Below are 17,820 nucleotides of genomic sequence, written 5' to 3' on the forward strand. Positions count from 1 at the left end.
TTAGATCTTTTTCAATGCAGCAATAATTTCATCTGCTTTTTCATCAATTTTTGGGCTTAGCCAAATATGTTTGAAGGCTCCTCCGCCTATGATCTGTTCGGTGCCCTGCCATTTTATTTTTGTCAAGGAAAACAAATAGTAGTTGTCTACCACGACCGAAGTTTGAATAAATCTATCGACAATGTCGTTGCCAAAAAGCTGCATCCCCAATCCGAAAAATTCCTGATCTTTTGCATGAAGCTGGCTTTTCAATAGCTGTTCAGCTTTCGCACGTACAATTTTTTCATGTTCCTCTTTGCTGGGGTTAGTCAAAATTGCGGCCAGCATGACGACGATCAAAATCAGTGCAAATATTCTTTTTTTACTCATTTTAAATTCGAGATTAAGTTTTGGATGCCATAACGGGATGACTATCGACATCAAAATTATTAAATAGATATTAGATATAGGTCATTGTTTCCCCAGAAATACCAAGGATTCTATTTTAGTGGGAGAATGACGGGAGTTGCTGGCATTAGATACCATTTAGCAGCGAAAAAGCCCAGGAGAATAATGTCCAAATAAGATACAATGTAACAGCGATGAGTAAGAAAAAGACAATCAGGATACTGATGACGATTCCGATACCCGAACCCGTATGTTTTCCTTCATAATAATGTTGTCTCAGTAATTTGATATTCTTTTCGTTGGCTTTGCTAAAAAAATCGAGCAGGTTTCCGAGGAAAGGAATGCTACCAAGAATTGCATCCAGGGAAATATTAAGGAGCATGCGTATAACGAGCTTGGGGCTGGCGCCATTACGCCACATGGCTATTACTAAGACTAGTGATGTTCCAAAACCCGCTATTGCTCCTCCTAGGGGAATAAGATTTAACAGCGGATCTAAGCCAAACCGAAATCCTCCAATTTTAAACTGATTATCCATTAACCAAGATATTCGGTCGATCCAACCGAAATCTTGGTCAATTTGTTTTAATTTATCTGCTGGAGTTTTTTCTCTGTGCATGATTACAATAACTCGAACGAAGCGCTGATCTCACTCGTTACTTTCATCGGTCTGATATTTAAATCAAGCCCATTGCCAGCAGCACTATCTGCAGCTTCGGCCATGGCGCCTTTATACATCGCGTTACGCATCATCGGTTGAACGCCAAATATAATTTGTTGCGGTGTTTCAGATAATACGATAGCTTTGCCAATTTTTTGACCTGCTGCTTCTGCTAGAATCTGTGCATTAGCTTTGGCATCCAATACTGCTTTGGTTTTTAAACTTTTTTCCAGTTCTTTTTTCTTCGAATAGTCATATTCACTGATATAAGTGCTTTGGATCCCTGCTTTGTCGACTCCATCTAGTAATTGATCCAAATTATTCAAGTTGGTTACCTTGATACGGTACTGTCTCGAAAGTAGAATGTCTGTATCTTTTTTCTTTTTATCCGGAACGTTATAACTCCAGATATTCTGGATGGTAAAATCCTCTTTTTTGACACCAGCTTTTGTTGCCGAATCAAATAGATCCTTTTCTAATTTGTCTATTGCAGCTTTTTTCTTGGTGTTACCATTCTCATAAAACTCTTTCAGTGTCACATCGATGTAGATGATATCGGGAGTTACTTCCTCTTCTGCACGGCCTACCGTGGATACAAATTCTTTATTAACCATTTGTTGCGCGTTTAATTGAGTCATCAAACCTAAAAAGGCAAGTCCTAAAAGTATTTTTTTCATGTTTTTTGTCTTAAAGTTTTTATAATAATACGATTGCTATTATCGCTTTGCTACAAGATTGGAGCCAAAGTTGATGAAAAAGTTTAACGGATAAAAAAAATAAAAAGGTTAAGATTTTTGATTTTATTTCTATACCTTTAGGGAAATTAATAATATAGTGCCATGCAAGAAGGTAAAGTAAAATTCTTTAATGAGACCAAAGGTTTCGGTTTCATCATCCCTAACTCAGGCGAGAGCGAAATTTTTGTTCACGTTTCTGGATTAGTAGACAAAGTTCGTGAGAATGACAATGTATCTTACGAAGTTGAACAAGGCCGTAAAGGTCTTAATGCGGTAAATGTAAGAGTTATCTAATTAGATTGAAGATATATTTATTGTGAAAAGGCCTATGCGAACAGCATGGGCTTTTTTATGCAGTTATATTTCATGAGCCAGGATCAATATTATCCTTTAGCATTGGCAATTCCAAAGAGTAAGCGCGGGGGCGGTTGTTATGGTCGGTTAAACATTTTGGACTGATAATTGTAATGAAGTGTTTAAAATATGGAGATTAAGATGAAACGCACTTTATTATTGGTTCTTTCTGTTGTAATAGCAGTTTCCATGTCGGCATGTTATTCCACCCATCATGGCCACAGCCATGGCCGAGGTCCGAAAAAAATGCCGCCAGGTCAGGCTAAAAAATACTACGGAGAGCAGTCTGCTCGTGATTTTGCTCCCGGGCAACAAAAGAAAAAGAATAGATATTAATTCTAGAGAATCAAATCCGTTATCAATTCTTGGGGCTGTGAATTTTCGTTAATTGGTCGGAAAAGATCAAAAATAGAATTTAAATAAAAAGCGCTTTCACAATTTTGTGAAAGCGCTTTTTATATGGGTTATCCTTAAGCAAAGGGATCTTTATCGGGTGCTGGTGGCGCAGGATTCGAAGGTTGCGAACTTCCGAATGGATCCTGTGGCCGAGAAGAACCAAAAGGATCTTGGCTTTGAGTAAAAGGATGATTCGTTTCATTCTCCAGGGCTTTGGGGTCAGGGCCGTATTGATTTGGACCTTTGTCACCTTCCAATACCAATAAGTAAAGCAGATAGATCCAACCAATAAATGGAATCAAGGCGACTAATATAAACCAGCCCGATTTATTGGTGTCGTGCAGTCTTCGGACCGTAACGGCTATCCCTGGAATTAGTAAAGCTAAACTTACTAAGCCTGAGACATACGTAAATAAGCTTGCAATTTGTCCCAGTATTCCAAATACTGCGCTAATGATAAGATTTGCAAGGAAAAACATCCAATATTCCTTTCGGCGGGCTCTTCCTTCAAAGTTGGCATAGTTGTCTCGAACAACCTTTAAAAAGTTTTCTTTAAGTTCCATATCTTTAAGAGTTTTTTAGGTGAAAATGATGTTAGTAAACCAAATGTTATTTCAACTTTGTTACAATAAATGTACCAAGAATTTATCTGAGAGAACAATTATTATAAAAGGGTAAGTGTTTGGCAGAGCTACAGTTGCTGGGTTTGATCGGAGGGATATATATTCATTTTGCGCCACGTTCATCCGCTACGTTGGACCTGACGGCCCAATGGAATTAGCTTTCGAACGGTAAAGCTGTTGTGGCTTATCTAAAAATTTCCTCGAGTATATAGAGTGATTTTATTTCTTTAAAATTTGTACGGTGCAGACGATAGAAGTCGAGTACTTTTTCCAATAGGAATTGACGATCAGAACTGCTCATTTTGATGCGGTCGCAATTCGAATATTCGGATTCGATTAAATTTCTGAAAATAGACGTATGTGGTTCCTGTAATACAAGTGGATGTTCAGGAAGGCTATTTGAGAAGGTAGCTTCATGAAGATTAAAATAAGGATGGGCCTGCTTAGATTCAGCTGGATAAAACCCGAGAAAACGGGTTAGCTTGATTAGAAAAACAAGGTGAAAATTGGCCAGATTTAAATGCGTTTCATCCAGCCAACGGATAGATTGGTGGATGAATTCAAAAAGATAATGGTCAGTTTCTTGTTCCTTCAGAATTTTATAGAGTATTTCATTTAGAAAAAGAGCGAGCGAGCTTTTGACAATATCATAAGGAATTTCTTGCAAAACAGGGACTTGACGAGCTTCGGAGATCCGCTGTAATGAACCATTATCTTTATGTGTAGCGACAATTTCCAATAAATGTAAGGGTTGAAGGATATTGGCCTTGATCTTTGCTTTAGGCTTCCTTGCGCCAGTAATGAGATAGGATTGCATGCCAAACTGTTCGGTGTATAGCTGTGCCACAAGGCTACTTTCCGAATAGTTGGTTGTTTTTAAGACTATACCCCTAGTTTTGTTCAGCATCTCCTTCTTTATCTTTTTTATGCGATTCTTCACGCATCTCAATAATGGCATTTCGGTCTACCTTACGAATCATGCGATAGATTAAAGTCAGGACACCGATACTAAATGCAATAACTCCGACAAGCATAGCGAGTTTATACCAATTGGAGCGCTGTTCCATGAGATAATATCCCAAGATTACAAGTACGACACCGATGATTATTTCCCTTAAGCCTTTGCGAAGATATTTGTTCATAAATGTGAATTGTTGAAAACTATTTTTCTTTACAGAGCAAATATAATACAATAAAATCCTTTATTTTTGCCCTTACCATTCCTATGTAGAACTATTTTTAAAAATAATTCCAATTATCTTGTTGCTTATCCAAAAAAAAATATAGATATTTGCAAACTCTTTGCAGAGAGTGCAAAGGATTAACATATTGTAATAAAGACAACAAAAAAATAATATCATGTCAAGAATTTGTGATTTAACAGGCAAAGCGGCGTTAACAGGAAATAACGTTTCTCACTCAAACGTTAAAACTAAACGTAAATTCTATCCAAATTTACAAACGAAACGTTTTTACATTCCAGAAGAAGATCGTTGGATTACGTTAAAAGTATCTACTTCTGCTATCAAGACTATCAACAAGAACGGGATTACAGCAGCGATCAATAAATTTATCGTTAAAGGGTCAATCTAATTGATTGTCGCGCCTGTTACATTAAGATTATTCATGAATTTCAATCCTATAATAGGATCAAAATAAAGTAAAACAATGGCTAAAAAAGGAAATAGAGTACAAGTTATCTTAGAATGTACTGAACACAAAGAAAGTGGTCTTCCGGGAATGTCTCGTTACATCACTACTAAAAACAAAAAGAACACAACTGAGCGTTTGGAATTGAAAAAATTCAACCCAGTATTGAGAAAAGTTACTGTTCATAAAGAAATTAAGTAAGTCACACATCTTAGCACTTGAAAGAGAAGCTAAGTAAAATATTAATATACCATGGCAAAGAAAGCAGTTGCATCGTTACAAAAAGGTGGCGGTAAAGAATTTACAAAGGTTATTATTACTACTAAATCTGCAAAAACTGGCGCGTATACTTTCAAAGAAGGTATGGTTCACAACGATAAAGTGAAAGACGCAGTTGCAGCAGCTCAAAAATAACTAGTAGCATTTTCCTTTTTTAAAGTTTTTCTTTAAAAAGAATTCGATAAAAATAGCCGTTTTGGTATCCTACCGAAAGGGCTTTTTTTGTTGCGGACATTTGTTTATATTTGAACATCAATTTTCACTACTACACTCCATGGGATTATTTGATTTTTTTAAGAAAAAACCACAAACACAAGAAGAAGAACAGGCCTTAGATAAAGGTTTGGAAAAAACAAAAGAAGGCTTTCTTTCCAAGATTACAAAAGCTGTCGTTGGTAAGTCAACAGTAGATGACGATGTGCTGGATAATCTGGAAGAAGTTTTGGTTACTTCTGATGTTGGGGTTACAACTACCTTAAAAATCATTGATCGCATACAAGCCCGTGTTGCCCGCGATAAGTACGTTTCTACTTCTGAGCTAAACAATCTCCTGAAAGAGGAAATTCAAACGCTACTGGCAGAGAACAATAGTGCTGATTTCGAGAATTTCAATTATGGCGATCATAAACCATATGTCATTATGGTTGTAGGTGTTAATGGGGTTGGCAAAACAACGACCATTGGCAAACTGGCTCATCAGCTGAAACAAGCTGGAAGCAAAGTTGTATTGGGGGCAGCGGATACCTTTCGGGCAGCTGCTGTTGATCAACTTAAATTATGGGGTGAGCGTGTTGGCGTGCGTGTTGTCGCTCAGGCAATGGGCTCGGATCCTGCTTCAGTGGCCTATGATACCGTGAAATCGGCAGTGGCAAATGGTGAAGATGTGTGTATCATTGATACCGCAGGCCGTTTGCACAATAAGGTTGGCCTCATGAATGAGCTCACGAAGATCAAAAATGTGATGCAGAAGGTTGTTCCAGGTGCACCACATGAAATCTTGTTGGTCTTGGATGCATCGACAGGACAAAATGCCATTGAGCAATGTACGCAGTTTACGCAGGCAACGGATGTGAATGCCTTAGCATTGACTAAACTCGATGGAACGGCTAAGGGTGGGGTGGTTATTGGTATATCTGATCAATTTAAGATCCCGGTGAAATACATTGGTGTAGGAGAGAAAATAGGTGATCTTCAGTTGTTTAACAAAAAGGAATTTGTGGACTCCCTTTTCAAATAGAGTCTACCTTCTAATCATATGAAGACAAAATACGCGAAACCAGCGCCTTTGATCAATAAACCACGTGTCAATGTGGTGACCTTGGGCTGTTCGAAAAATATTCACGATAGTGAAGTCCTGATGGGCCAGTTAAAGGGCAATCAGATGGAAGTCGTGCATGAAGCATCCAATATACAGGAGAATGATATTGTTGTCATCAATACCTGCGGTTTTATTGATAATGCCAAACAGGAATCAATTGATGCGATCTTACAATATTCGGATCTAAAAGATCAGGGTAAAATCAATAAAGTGATCGTTACAGGCTGTCTTTCTGAACGATATAAACCAGAGCTGCAGTCTGAAATCCCCAATGTTGATGCCTTTTTCGGTACGAATGATTTACCGGAGCTATTGTCATCCATTGGTGCTGATTATCGGCATGAATTGTTGGGCGAACGCTTATTGACAACACCTTCGCATTTTTCTTACTTTAAGATTGCTGAAGGATGTAACCGTCCCTGCTCTTTTTGTGCAATTCCCTTGATGCGCGGTAAACACGTTTCCAAATCCATTGACGATCTTGTGAAAGAAGCAAAATTTCTCGCGTCGAATGGCACGAAAGAATTGATTCTGATTGCACAAGACCTGACCTATTATGGCTTAGATATCTATGGAAAGCGCAATCTTTCTGATTTAATGCGCCATTTGTCAGATGTTGATGGTATCGAATGGATCAGACTGCAGTATGCCTATCCTTCGGGTTTCCCAATGGATATTTTGGACGCCATGAATGAACGTTCAAATATCTGTAATTACTTGGATATGCCATTGCAACATATATCTGATCCGATGTTGAAGTCTATGCGAAGAGGTACAACGAAACAGAAACAGATCGATCTTGTCAACGCAATACGTGACAAAGTTCCAGATATCGCCTTGCGTACGACATTAATTTGTGGTTATCCAGGTGAAACTGAACAGGATTTCCAGGAGATGTTGGATTGGGTTGAAGAGACCCGTTTTGACAGGTTAGGCTGTTTTACCTATTCTCATGAAGAAAAGACGCACGCACATTCGCTAGAGGATAATGTGCCACAGGAAGTAAAAGAAGAGCGTGTGGAAGCTATCATGGAAGTACAGCAAGGTATTTCGTATGATATCAATCAGTCCAAAGTGGGCAATACGTATAAAGTATTGGTTGATCGGGTAGACGGCGATTACTTTATTGGCCGCACAGAATACGATTCTCCAGAAGTTGACAATGAAGTTTTGATTCCTGCTGCAGATTCTTATGCACGTATTGGTGATTTTGTTCAGGTAAAAATCGACCGAGCTGAAGATTTCGATCTATATGGTGAGATTGTAAGGAAATAAGTTTAAAAGCTTATAGATGATAATAGAAACAAACGGGCCTCCTTTATTCAAAGGAGGCCCGTTTGTTTCTAGACAATTGTCAGTAAAATGATATAATTTAAAAGCGGGACAAGCTTTTTGTGAAAATTCACTATTTTGTCGACGCAAACTAGATACATTTGTAAGCGTACAATCCCCATTTTAAACAATCTATAGCCGTTTAAAATCAGATTCAAGAAAGCCTGTCGTTTAATGGTGAATCATCCTTCTGATTAAAATTGAAAATAGGTTCTATTTAGCGAAAAAGATGGACTGCCATGTCAGCTTGCTTTGGGGGATTTTCGTTATCAATTAAGAATAGAGAATAATTAATAAAATTTGCAGATGAAGGCAACTTATATTGAATATAGTGAAACAAATAGCTTCTCTAAGACTTTATTGGCTTATTTGGCGCATGATGAAGCCTTAAAATCTTTTGTTGGAAACTGGCCTACTTGGGCTGGTTTTGAAAAGCAATTGAACGAAAAGAAGAAATTTGAACACCGGGAGATTCTTGTTGAGCGTCTTAAAAATCAATATGGCGAGCTATTAAAGGATTCTCCTGCTGTAGCTGCCAATATAGAGTTGTTGCTCGACCAGAATTCTTATACCATCACGACGGGACATCAGCTCAATATTTTTACCGGACCTTTGTATTTTATTTTTAAAATCATGACGGCAATACGTTTGTCGGAAGATTTGAAGAGCAAACACCCCGATAAAAATTTTGTTCCTGTATATTGGATGGCGACCGAAGATCATGATTTTGAAGAAATCAACCATACGAAAGTCTTCGGTAAGAAAATTAGTTGGGATACGCCTGCAGTTTCTGCTACCGGGCGAATGGATACAGCAACAATCGTTGATGCTGTGAAGCAGTACACAAATATTTTAGGGCTTTCCGAAAATTCGACTAAACTTACACGAATTGTGGAAGAAGCCTATTTGAACCATGATCGATTAGCAGATGCAACACGGTATATGGTCAATGAGTTGTTTAAGTCTTACGGTCTTTTGATCGTCGATGCGGATGACCGGGAATTGAAGGAACTGTTCAAGCCAATTATTAAGGAAGATATCTTATCTGAAAAAAGCTTTAAGGCAATAACAGCGCGATCGGAAGAGTTGGAATCAAACGGTTTCTCCACCCAAGTGCATGCTCGAGAGATTAATTTCTTTTATTTGACGGATGACTTTAGGGAGCGCTTGGTGCTCGCTGCGGATGGTCGATACGAAGTATTGCACCAGAATATTTATTTTACGAAGGCTGAGCTTGAACATGAGATTGATCATTATCCAGAGCGTTTCAGTCCAAATGTGGTTATGCGTCCGATGTATCAAGAAATTATACTTCCCAATCTTGCTTATATTGGTGGTGGCGCCGAAATGGTCTACTGGATGCAATTGAAGTCTAACTTTGACCAATATCAGGTAGATTTTCCAATTTTGATACCTCGCAATTCAGCGATGATAACAGAGGACAACATTGCGGCTAAATTATTTCGCGTTGATCTAACGTTTAAGAGTATCTTTCGTCCGGCAGAAGTGCTGAAAAAAGAATATGTTCGACGCCATACTAAAGAACGTCTGAATCTCAATGACGAATGGATGGAGCTGAACGCTATTTTTGGTAAGATAAGGTTACGAACTCATAAAATAGATCCAAGTTTGGGTCCTAGTACCGAAGCCGTAAAAGCGCGGTTAAAAAAAGCGATCAATAATTTAGAGAAAAAGCTGATGAAAGCCGAAAAGCGAAATCATCAACATGCTTTAACGGATATTGATAATGTGAAGGAAAAGCTCTTTCCTGGCGGAGGACTACAGGAAAGGTCTGAAAATTTCGCGTTACTCTATGTCAAATACGGAGATAACCTATTTAGGGATCTTTACAAATACTTTAATCCATTGGATTTTAAGTTTACAATTTTGTACTAGAAAGTCAGCTTCGGCTGACTTTTTTTGTGATGTTATTCGCAAGAAAGACCTTCGGTTCGGATCATTTCTGTTGGTTTTTACGAATCATGTAGACTTTTTGCAGATACGGTCTATTTCTATCCCTATTTAAAATGCTTTTGTTGCATGTTCCGATATTGCCTTGTTTTTTTCAAAAGCGCTTTCATTTTTATTAATATATATTTTAAAATGCTTTGTTTATAATTTCATAATATTTCGTTTAGCTCCTGTTAACAGTTCCAGTGTAGTTTTGCTTTCATTATCACAACCAACAACTAAATGAAAGAATTTTTACTCACAACATGTGCCATTGCGCTTGGAACAGGTTTGTACGCCCAAACGACCCAAGCCGGGTTTTCCGGCAAGATTACGGACGAAAATGATAAAGGAGTTCACGGAGCTTCAATTGAAGTACGTAATGAATCAACGGGTTTCACAACGAAGACTTCGACCAATGCAAATGGCGATTTCAACTTTAAGGAGTTGCCTTTAGGCGGCCCCTACACAATCAAAGTAACTTATATAGGCTATGGCGAACAAGTGCGTTCGGGATTTAATTTAAATCAAGGCGATATGGTCCGCCTGAAGATTCCTATCCAAAATACTTCAAATGTATTAGAAACGGTTGAATTAACAGGAATAAGTACCCTAAAGAACAAAATAGAAAATCTAGGTGCTGCTACAGCGGTTACAGCCAAGGATATTGCGAAATTGCCTGTCAACGGTCGGAATTTTACTTCGCTGATGGACCTGTCTCCTTTGAGTAAAGGAGATAATATCGGTGGTCAGTTGGGTTCCTCTACTAATTTTACGATTGATGGTATGAATGCCAAAAACCCGACTTCTGCAGGTTCAACAACCAGTCGTAGTGGTGCTCCGTTCTCCATTTCAATAGAAGCCGTTCGTGAATTTAAAGTGGTCACCAACCAATATGATGTGACTTATGGAAGAGCAGGAGGAGGAACAGTCAGTGCGGTAACCAAACAAGGAACAAATCAAACGCACGGAAGCGCATGGCTTTATTCAAGGGCCGATTGGTTGTCTAGCCCATACGATATTAGAGGAAATAAACGAAGCAATGATTTCTCTACTTATCAATATGGATTTACATTAGGCGGTCCCATCATTAAAGACAAGTTGCATTATTTTGTAGCTTGGGATCATCAACGCGATGCCCGCCCCTTGATTATCGCCGATATCAATTCGCCAGCAGATGAAAAGCGTTTCAATGTTACACAATCGACCCTAGATGAGTATATCCGTATAGGACGTGAAAAATATGGATTGAGTAATGATAGGCAATATGGTTCTTTCGATAAGAAACGAAATTCTGATGCCATATTTGGTCGTATAGATTGGCAGATCAATGAAAAGAACTTATTGACAATACGGAATAACTTTACAAGTGACCTCAATAAGCTTGGTCTAGAGGATAATACCGCCATCAATTTATATGAATCATACGGAAATGACAAGAATATTGATAACAGTTTTTTAGCAACTTTACGTACTTCCATTTCCCCAAAGCTTACCAATGAACTTAAATTGCAACACCTTTATACTTTTCAAAAAAGTAGTCCTGGAGATATGTTGCCTAGTCAAAATATTCCCCGTGCCATTGTAGAGAATGTGGTTTCTACCATTGACGGAAGTAATTTGTCGACCAATATTCAATTAGGCGGTCACCGGTTTGCACAGGAGTCCTTTAAGAATAATGTCGTACAGTTGGTCAATAACCTTTATTACAGTACAGATAATATCAATTACACGTTTGGTGTGGATTTGATGTATACACATGCAAATTCGATTTACGGAAGTGAAGTCAACGGACGTTTTCATTTTAGGGACGATGCGAACAATACGGCATTGCAAAATTTTGCAAACCTAAAACCTTATGCATTTTACCGGGAGGTCCCTTTGGTGGCCGATCCAACTGTGATCGGTAAGATATTTAATGCTGGTGCGTATGGACAGTTGCAGACCAAATTAGCGAAAGGATTGGATTTGGTTGCGGGACTACGATTGGATTATGGTCATTATCCAACCTCTCCACTGAATGAAGAATTGCTGAAAGAAGTGGGGGTGCGTACAGATCACAAGTTGAAATCTTTTGTTGTACAGCCTCGTTTCCAGATGACTTGGGATGTGAATGAAGAGCGAAAAGATTTTTTCCGTGTAGGGGCAGGTATCTTTGCATCTGATATTAATAATTATATGACCATCAATAATTTAACTTTTGATGGGAAGCATTTTGCGACAGTGGATGTTCGTGGTAACGATGTGCCTACACCTAATTTTGTGGGGTACAGAAATGATCCGTCAACAACGCCAACCCTGGCACAATTTCAAGTGCCAACAATCAACACCTATGGAGCTGATGCGAAAATACCAGTGGTGTACAAGGCCAATGTATCTTACACGCATTTCTTTACCGAAAAGTTAAAAGCGAGTCTTTCAGGATATATGAATCTAGGACGCAACAACTACATGTATGTTGATCGTAATATGGTTCAAGATCCGTTCTTTAGATTGGCGAATGAAGATAATCGTGGGGTATTCGTACCGGCGACGGCTATTGTCAATGGTGTTCCAGATTGGAAACAGGGAAGGATTTCCAATAAGTTTGGACGCGTGTTAGAACTAAACTCTGAGGGAAAAGTAAATCAGTTTGCAGTTGTATTGGACGCGAGTTATCAATACTACAAAGACGGATCGATTTCTGTAAGCTACACGTGGAACGATGCGAAAGATAACACATCCTACAATGGAAATGTTGCCAATACAGCGACCCTATCCCTGGCGGTAAAAGATGATCCAAGAGATTTGAGTAAGATGAGTTATTCGAATAATCAATTCCGAAATAAAATTGTTATTTATGGTACACTACCTACATTTTATGGTGTCAGTGTAGGGGTTCGTTATTCGGGAATTGGTGGAACACGCTACAGCTTGCTTGCTGGAGGTAATATCAATGGCGATTTTGTATCCAATTCGAATGATTTAGCCTTTATTTTCGATCCCAATAGTACAAATACACCAAAGGCTTTGGCTGATGCCATGAATGCATTGTTGGCGAATGGTGAAGCCAGTCAAAGTCTGAAAGATTATATTAAAAAGTACGAAGGTAAGATGGCCGAAAGAAATGGCGGTATCAATAGCTTTTATGGTTTGATTGATTTAAGAATAGCTAAAAAATTCAACCTTTACAAAACACATGCTTTAGAGCTTTCAGCAGACGTGTTCAATGTTGCGAATCTCTTTAAGAAAACTTGGGGAGTCAATGAATCTTTAGGTAATCAATCGTTGTATGCTGTATCAAAAACAGCGGCAGCAAATGGAAATCCCGAAATTCCTGCATTCGACCCTGTTAAGCAACAGTTCAATTATAGATTGAACAACTCTGGTATTGTATCGCCTTCAGGGAATCCTTACCAATTCCAATTAGGTTTGAGGTATTCGTTCTAAATTGACTGGAGAAATAGGAATTAGATTGTTTTAGAAAAGATAATGCCCCTGAGAGCAATGGCTCCAAGGGGCATTTTTATTTGTCTATTAAAAAGCCTGATTAGGTAAAATAGGCTTATTTTAAAAAGAGCAGCCTAACTGCATCATTATGCTTGGGGCTAGCTCAGTATGTTTTCTTTCGGAAGAAAAACTTCAGCCATCATGTGACGTACACTTCCACCACCACATGTCTCGATAACATGTAGGTCTTGATGGATGATTTTACCATGCTTTTCTAATTGCGCTGTTTGGTATAAAGTCAATGAAGATAAAGCCTGATTGCTTAGGACAATAAAACGATTGCCATATTTATTTCTCACCTGGAGGCAGTTTGCTGCAAAAGATTCGAGTTGGTTCTCATTGATTTCAATGATCTCTTTGCCTGTATCTTTTAGACTCTTCAGTAGGGTTTGGAGCTCAGCCTGATTATCGATTGCCTGTGGGCATAAGATGGCAAAGTCTTCGCCTACGGCTAGCACCACATTGGTGTGATAGATAGGTCTCCGCTCTCCATTGACAGTTTGGAAGGCGTGAAATACAACAGGTGTGTAGTTTTCAGTCCTGCAGTATTCGTCGAGCATATCCCGGTCTGCCCTTTCCGATAAGGCACAGTAGGCTACACGGTGAGCGCGGTCCAAGACAAGTGCGCCAGTGCCCTCCAAATATTGCTTATTGTTTTCGGCTTCACTGAGATCCTTGGTTAGTTTTACATAATAACCGTTTTGCTTCAATGGACCTTCGAAATCCAATAAATGTTCTTTTCGACGATTGGGAGCAAACATAGGATAGAAAATTATTTTTCCATCCTGATGAAAGGAGACAATATTATTGGGGAATATACTGTCGGGGCTTTCTGATTTCTCGTCGTCCTGAATGACAGTCACCAAAATTCCATGTGACTTCAATTCATTTACTAGCGCGTCAAACTCTCCTTGCGCTTCTTTGTTGACTTCTTCTATACTGAGATTTTCGATATCCTTTTGGAAGAAATTGTTGACCGCAGTCTGTTCATTTTTACGGAAGACAGAGGGTCTTACTAAAAGAACGCTGTCTGTTACCTGTTTTCTCATGGTTTATAATCGTTACTTCGCTGTTTTATATTCGTTAAAAAGAAATGATATTCGTTTTTTGTGATAATTTACATTTGTCAAAAGAGATGCTTCCCTAGCTGGATAATGTTTTCTTTGTTAAGATTCCTGATAGCAAAATACCCTTGATATCAGTTGTTCTTAGCAAAAAAGTGTATATCGTTATTTCGAAGTCACTTTACAATTGGTACATATACTAATTTATTGAAAATTCATTGGCATTGCAAAAAAGAATAGTGAAGTAATGAAAGAAATGTGTAGGTGAAATAACAGATAACCCTGTATTTTTTTAAAATTGTAGCAAGCGATTGTTGTATTGTTTGTTATATTTATAATGAACAATCTGTATGTTTGAGTTTATTCCAAAAATTAATTGACAAAGACAATCGATTGCATTTCAGTAGCTCAGTAAAACTGACTTTTTATCCACTTTTTTGCTTCGTTTTCAGTCATTTATTTTGCTATCTTTGCTCATCCAAAAAACGACTGTTTATAAGAGAGTTAATTGCCTAATTATTATGTCGCTAACTATCTATAAGCGTTAACTTTTTGCACACATGAGCAATATACACTTCCAAGAAAAATTCGAAAGTCGCCACAATGGCCCAAGTCCAGTTGAAGCGAATGAAATGTTGGCTAAATTAGGCGTTTCGTCAATTGACCAACTTATTGACCAAACGGTCCCTTCTCAAATTCGTGCTCCAAAACCTTTAAATCTTCCTAAAGCATTGTCTGAGGTAGCCTATTTAAAGCGTATTGCGGAAATCGCTGAGAAAAATAAAGTTTTTAAATCTTTTATTGGTCAAGGTTACTACGATGTAATCCTTCCGGGCGTAATTCAACGAAATGTATTTGAAAACCCAGGATGGTATACGCAGTATACACCTTATCAGGCGGAGATCGCACAAGGTAGGTTACAAGCTTTATTGAACTTCCAGACTGTAATTTGTGACTTCACAGGTTTAGAAATTGCAAATGCTTCTTTGTTAGATGAAGCTACGGCTGCAGCTGAAGCCATGTTTATGCTTTATTCAGCTCGGAAAAATAAAGATGCTAATGTATTCTTGGTGTCGGACAATGCCTATGCGCAGACGGTTGATGTATTGAAGACCCGTGCCTTGTCTTTTGGTATCGAGCTTAAAATTGCGTCTATTGCTGAATCAGAATTGACAGACGATGTATTTGCTGCATTTGTTCAATATCCGGCGGCTGATGGATCAATTGTTGATTATAAATCATTTGCAGCTACAGCTCACAGTAAAAATATTACCGTGTGTGCTGCGGCAGATTTGATGAGTTTAGCATTGCTAACGCCTCCAGGAGAATGGGGTGCAGATGTTGTTGTTGGTAATTCACAACGTTTTGGCGTACCGATGGGCTTTGGTGGTCCTCATGCAGCATATTTTGCGACACGCGACAGCTTTAAGCGTAATATCCCTGGTCGTATTATTGGTGTTACTTCCGATTCAAATGGAAAGTATGCATTGCGTATGGCTTTGCAGACTCGTGAACAACATATCCGCCGTGATAAAGCTTCTTCAAACATTTGTACTGCACAAGCTCTTTTAGCGATTATGGCTTCTTTCTATGCCGTGTACCATGGCCCAGAAGGAATCAAAAATATAGCATCACGTATCAATGCTTTGGCCAATCTGTTGGATCAAGCATTACAGTCCTTGGGTTATACGCAATTGAATGCAGCTTATTTTGATACACTACGTGTAGGCTTAGGTGCTCATGCTGGTGCTTTGAAATCTGAAGCATTAAATAACGAATTAAACTTCTATTATAATGGTTCGGAAGTTTCAATTGCTATCGACGAAACAACTACATACGAAGATATTAAAACGATTGTCAAAGTATTTGCTAAAATTCAAGGTAAAACATTGAATGACGTAGATTTCGATGCATTAGAAGAGAATTTAGGTTCTTCAATTCCTGCCGATTTAGTACGTACTTCTGCTTACTTAACACATCCAAACTTTAATAGCTATCATTCTGAGCATGAGATGTTGCGCTATATCAAATCGTTGGAAGCAAAAGATTTATCGCTTTGCCACTCGATGATTCCATTGGGCTCATGTACGATGAAATTGAATGCTACAGCTGAAATGGTGCCAGTTACTTGGGCGAGATTTGGCGGTTTGCATCCATTTGCTCCGACAGATCAAACTTCTGGATATATGCAAATGATCGGTGAATTGAACGATTGGTTGTCTGAAATTACCGGTTTTGCGAAGATGAGTTTCCAACCAAATTCAGGAGCACAAGGTGAGTATGCTGGTCTGATGGTTATCCGTGCTTACCATGAGAGTCGTGGTGATCATGGACGTAATATCTGTTTGATCCCTGCTTCTGCACACGGAACCAACCCGGCTTCTGCTTCTATGGCTGGCTTAAAAGTGGTCGTTGTGAAATGTGATGAATTAGGAAATATCGATATTCCAGATTTAAGAGCAAAAGCGACTGAACATGCAGCAAACTTGAACTCACTGATGGTGACTTATCCTTCTACACATGGTGTATTTGAAGAGTCAATCATTGAAGTCTGTGAAATTGTTCATGCAAACGGCGGTCAGGTTTATATGGACGGTGCGAACATGAATGCACAGGTTGGATTGACAAGCCCAGGGCATATTGGTGCCGATGTTTGTCACTTGAACCTCCATAAAACATTCTGTATTCCTCACGGTGGTGGAGGTCCAGGTATGGGACCTATCGGTGTTGCGAAACACTTAGTTCCTTTCTTACCTAACCACGAAGTGGTTTCGACTTCTGGTGAAGAGGGTATCTCTGCTGTTTCTGCAGCTCCATTTGGTTCAGCATCGATCTTGCTTATTTCCCATGCTTATATTTCAATGATGGGTGGTGAAGGCTTGACAAATGCGACAAGAACAGCAATATTAAATGCAAACTATATTAAAGCACGTTTAGAAAATGCGTATCCGGTACTTTATTCAGGTACTAACGGACGTTGTGCACACGAAATGATCTTAGATTGCCGTGGATTCAAAAACTTTGGTATAGAGGTTGCAGATATTGCAAAACGTTTGATGGATTATGGTTTCCACGCACCGACGGTTTCTTTCCCTGTTGCAGGAACATTGATGGTTGAGCCTACTGAATCGGAGTCTAAGGCTGAATTGGATCGTTTCTGTGATGCATTAGTTGCTATCCGTGGAGAGATCGCTGCGGTTGAAGCAGGAGACGTGGACCAAGCTAACAATGTACTGAAACATGCACCACATACAGCTTCGGTTGTAACAGCAGATGAGTGGGACAGACCTTACAGTCGTCAAACTGCCGCATACCCATTGGAGTATGTAAGAGAACGTAAATTCTGGCCTTCAGTAGGTCGTGTGAACGACTCTCAAGGTGACCGTATATTGATTTGTTCGTGCCCTTCAATTGAAGAATACGCCGAAGCATAATCTCGGTAGTTATAACGGAAGGCCTCTATACTCGTATAGAGGCCTTTTTTTGTGTAGCGCAGTCCCATTCGGCAGTACCTGAGTAAAACAAGTGACAGATAGAAATTTAGGTCGCGCTTTAAGGTCTAAAGATCGTATGCAAACAG

The 17,820-nt window shown here is 38.9% G+C and carries 17 protein-coding genes; 10 read left to right on the top strand and 7 right to left on the bottom strand.

Annotation, left to right across the window (positions count from 1 at the left end):
* The 3 genes from A9970_RS15505 to A9970_RS15515 form a co-directional block, all read right to left on the bottom strand.
* A complete protein-coding gene (locus A9970_RS15505) occupies positions 1 to 369 on the bottom strand; it encodes a DUF4359 domain-containing protein (protein WP_075990458.1) in 369 nt (122 codons plus the stop codon).
* 145 nt (positions 370 to 514) lie between these two features.
* The gene (locus tag A9970_RS15510; RefSeq protein ID WP_075990459.1) at positions 515 to 1,006 is read right to left on the bottom strand and encodes a DUF4112 domain-containing protein; all 492 of its coding nucleotides are present in this window, start codon (positions 1,004 to 1,006) and stop codon (positions 515 to 517) included.
* A gap of 2 nt (positions 1,007 to 1,008) precedes the next feature.
* On the bottom strand, positions 1,009 to 1,725 hold the full coding sequence (locus tag A9970_RS15515; protein ID WP_075990460.1) for an SIMPL domain-containing protein: 717 nt from the start codon (positions 1,723 to 1,725) through the stop codon (positions 1,009 to 1,011).
* 162 nt (positions 1,726 to 1,887) lie between these two features.
* On the opposite strand from A9970_RS15515, the gene A9970_RS15520 reads away from it, so the two are divergent.
* Positions 1,888 to 2,079 (top strand): cold-shock protein, encoded by a 192-nt coding sequence (locus A9970_RS15520; protein WP_046672593.1) that lies wholly within the window; start codon positions 1,888 to 1,890, stop codon positions 2,077 to 2,079.
* 201 nt (positions 2,080 to 2,280) lie between these two features.
* Positions 2,281 to 2,475: a quinol oxidase subunit 4 gene (locus A9970_RS15525; RefSeq protein ID WP_088163406.1), complete on the top strand. Its 195-nt coding sequence runs from the start codon at positions 2,281 to 2,283 to the stop codon at positions 2,473 to 2,475.
* A 134-nt stretch (positions 2,476 to 2,609) separates the two neighbouring features.
* On the opposite strand, the gene A9970_RS15530 is transcribed toward A9970_RS15525, so the two are convergent.
* The 3 genes from A9970_RS15530 to A9970_RS15540 form a co-directional block, all read right to left on the bottom strand.
* On the bottom strand, positions 2,610 to 3,098 hold the full coding sequence (locus tag A9970_RS15530; RefSeq protein WP_182982943.1) for a DUF805 domain-containing protein: 489 nt from the start codon (positions 3,096 to 3,098) through the stop codon (positions 2,610 to 2,612).
* A gap of 244 nt (positions 3,099 to 3,342) precedes the next feature.
* Positions 3,343 to 4,065: a DNA repair protein RecO gene (recO, locus tag A9970_RS15535; protein WP_088159768.1), complete on the bottom strand. Its 723-nt coding sequence runs from the start codon at positions 4,063 to 4,065 to the stop codon at positions 3,343 to 3,345.
* On the bottom strand, positions 4,049 to 4,300 hold the full coding sequence (locus tag A9970_RS15540) for a signal peptidase (protein ID WP_120335659.1): 252 nt from the start codon (positions 4,298 to 4,300) through the stop codon (positions 4,049 to 4,051). The genes recO and A9970_RS15540 overlap by 17 nt, the downstream gene beginning before the upstream one ends.
* A 217-nt stretch (positions 4,301 to 4,517) precedes the next feature.
* On the opposite strand from A9970_RS15540, the gene rpmB reads away from it, so the two are divergent.
* From rpmB to A9970_RS15575, 7 genes are all read left to right on the top strand, one after another.
* Complete coding sequence (gene rpmB, locus A9970_RS15545; RefSeq protein ID WP_046672597.1) at positions 4,518 to 4,751, top strand: 50S ribosomal protein L28; 234 nt, start codon at positions 4,518 to 4,520, stop codon at positions 4,749 to 4,751.
* 75 nt (positions 4,752 to 4,826) lie between these two features.
* Positions 4,827 to 5,009: a 50S ribosomal protein L33 gene (rpmG, locus tag A9970_RS15550; RefSeq protein WP_002998409.1), complete on the top strand. Its 183-nt coding sequence runs from the start codon at positions 4,827 to 4,829 to the stop codon at positions 5,007 to 5,009.
* A gap of 51 nt (positions 5,010 to 5,060) precedes the next feature.
* On the top strand, positions 5,061 to 5,222 hold the full coding sequence (locus A9970_RS15555) for a DUF4295 domain-containing protein (protein ID WP_153845312.1): 162 nt from the start codon (positions 5,061 to 5,063) through the stop codon (positions 5,220 to 5,222).
* A gap of 139 nt (positions 5,223 to 5,361) precedes the next feature.
* Positions 5,362 to 6,324, top strand: coding sequence for a signal recognition particle-docking protein FtsY (gene ftsY / locus A9970_RS15560; protein WP_046672598.1), 963 nt, complete (start codon positions 5,362 to 5,364; stop codon positions 6,322 to 6,324).
* A gap of 18 nt (positions 6,325 to 6,342) precedes the next feature.
* Entirely contained in the window at positions 6,343 to 7,680 is a 1,338-nt protein-coding gene (gene rimO / locus A9970_RS15565) for a 30S ribosomal protein S12 methylthiotransferase RimO (RefSeq protein WP_182982944.1), read from the top strand.
* Positions 7,681 to 8,043: 363 nt separating this feature from the next.
* Complete coding sequence (bshC, locus tag A9970_RS15570) at positions 8,044 to 9,633, top strand: bacillithiol biosynthesis cysteine-adding enzyme BshC (protein ID WP_182982945.1); 1,590 nt, start codon at positions 8,044 to 8,046, stop codon at positions 9,631 to 9,633.
* A 297-nt stretch (positions 9,634 to 9,930) separates the two neighbouring features.
* Positions 9,931 to 13,116, top strand: a complete 3,186-nt coding sequence (locus A9970_RS15575) for a TonB-dependent receptor (protein ID WP_182982946.1) — start codon at positions 9,931 to 9,933, stop codon at positions 13,114 to 13,116.
* 158 nt (positions 13,117 to 13,274) lie between these two features.
* Here A9970_RS15575 and ctlX read toward each other — a convergent pair whose 3' ends face one another.
* A complete protein-coding gene (gene ctlX / locus A9970_RS15580; protein WP_153845317.1) occupies positions 13,275 to 14,225 on the bottom strand; it encodes a citrulline utilization hydrolase CtlX in 951 nt (316 codons plus the stop codon).
* Positions 14,226 to 14,800: 575 nt separating this feature from the next.
* On the opposite strand from ctlX, the gene gcvP reads away from it, so the two are divergent.
* Entirely contained in the window at positions 14,801 to 17,674 is a 2,874-nt protein-coding gene (gene gcvP, locus A9970_RS15585; RefSeq protein WP_182982947.1) for an aminomethyl-transferring glycine dehydrogenase, read from the top strand.
* Positions 17,675 to 17,820: the final 146 nt, after the last annotated feature.

The sequence above is a fragment of the Sphingobacterium sp. UME9 genome (assembly GCF_014170215.1).
Lineage (GTDB): Bacteria > Bacteroidota > Bacteroidia > Sphingobacteriales > Sphingobacteriaceae > Sphingobacterium > Sphingobacterium paramultivorum.

Excerpts from the sequence above, each read along its gene's own strand:
- rimO (WP_182982944.1), top strand. The coding sequence starts at position 6,343 with ATGAAGACAAAATACGCGAAACCAGCGCCTTTGATCAATAAACCACGT.
- A9970_RS15575 (WP_182982946.1), top strand. The coding sequence starts at position 9,931 with ATGAAAGAATTTTTACTCACAACATGTGCCATTGCGCTTGGAACAGGT.
- recO (WP_088159768.1), bottom strand. The coding sequence starts at position 4,065 with ATGCTGAACAAAACTAGGGGTATAGTCTTAAAAACAACCAACTATTCG.
- bshC (WP_182982945.1), top strand. The coding sequence starts at position 8,044 with ATGAAGGCAACTTATATTGAATATAGTGAAACAAATAGCTTCTCTAAG.
- A9970_RS15530 (WP_182982943.1), bottom strand. The coding sequence starts at position 3,098 with ATGGAACTTAAAGAAAACTTTTTAAAGGTTGTTCGAGACAACTATGCC.
- A9970_RS15520 (WP_046672593.1), top strand. The coding sequence starts at position 1,888 with ATGCAAGAAGGTAAAGTAAAATTCTTTAATGAGACCAAAGGTTTCGGT.
- A9970_RS15510 (WP_075990459.1), bottom strand. The coding sequence starts at position 1,006 with ATGCACAGAGAAAAAACTCCAGCAGATAAATTAAAACAAATTGACCAA.
- A9970_RS15515 (WP_075990460.1), bottom strand. The coding sequence starts at position 1,725 with ATGAAAAAAATACTTTTAGGACTTGCCTTTTTAGGTTTGATGACTCAA.
- rpmB (WP_046672597.1), top strand. The coding sequence starts at position 4,518 with ATGTCAAGAATTTGTGATTTAACAGGCAAAGCGGCGTTAACAGGAAAT.
- rpmG (WP_002998409.1), top strand. The coding sequence starts at position 4,827 with ATGGCTAAAAAAGGAAATAGAGTACAAGTTATCTTAGAATGTACTGAA.
- A9970_RS15525 (WP_088163406.1), top strand. The coding sequence starts at position 2,281 with ATGAAACGCACTTTATTATTGGTTCTTTCTGTTGTAATAGCAGTTTCC.
- gcvP (WP_182982947.1), top strand. The coding sequence starts at position 14,801 with ATGAGCAATATACACTTCCAAGAAAAATTCGAAAGTCGCCACAATGGC.
- A9970_RS15555 (WP_153845312.1), top strand. The coding sequence starts at position 5,061 with ATGGCAAAGAAAGCAGTTGCATCGTTACAAAAAGGTGGCGGTAAAGAA.
- A9970_RS15540 (WP_120335659.1), bottom strand. The coding sequence starts at position 4,300 with ATGAACAAATATCTTCGCAAAGGCTTAAGGGAAATAATCATCGGTGTC.
- ftsY (WP_046672598.1), top strand. The coding sequence starts at position 5,362 with ATGGGATTATTTGATTTTTTTAAGAAAAAACCACAAACACAAGAAGAA.
- ctlX (WP_153845317.1), bottom strand. The coding sequence starts at position 14,225 with ATGAGAAAACAGGTAACAGACAGCGTTCTTTTAGTAAGACCCTCTGTC.
- A9970_RS15505 (WP_075990458.1), bottom strand. The coding sequence starts at position 369 with ATGAGTAAAAAAAGAATATTTGCACTGATTTTGATCGTCGTCATGCTG.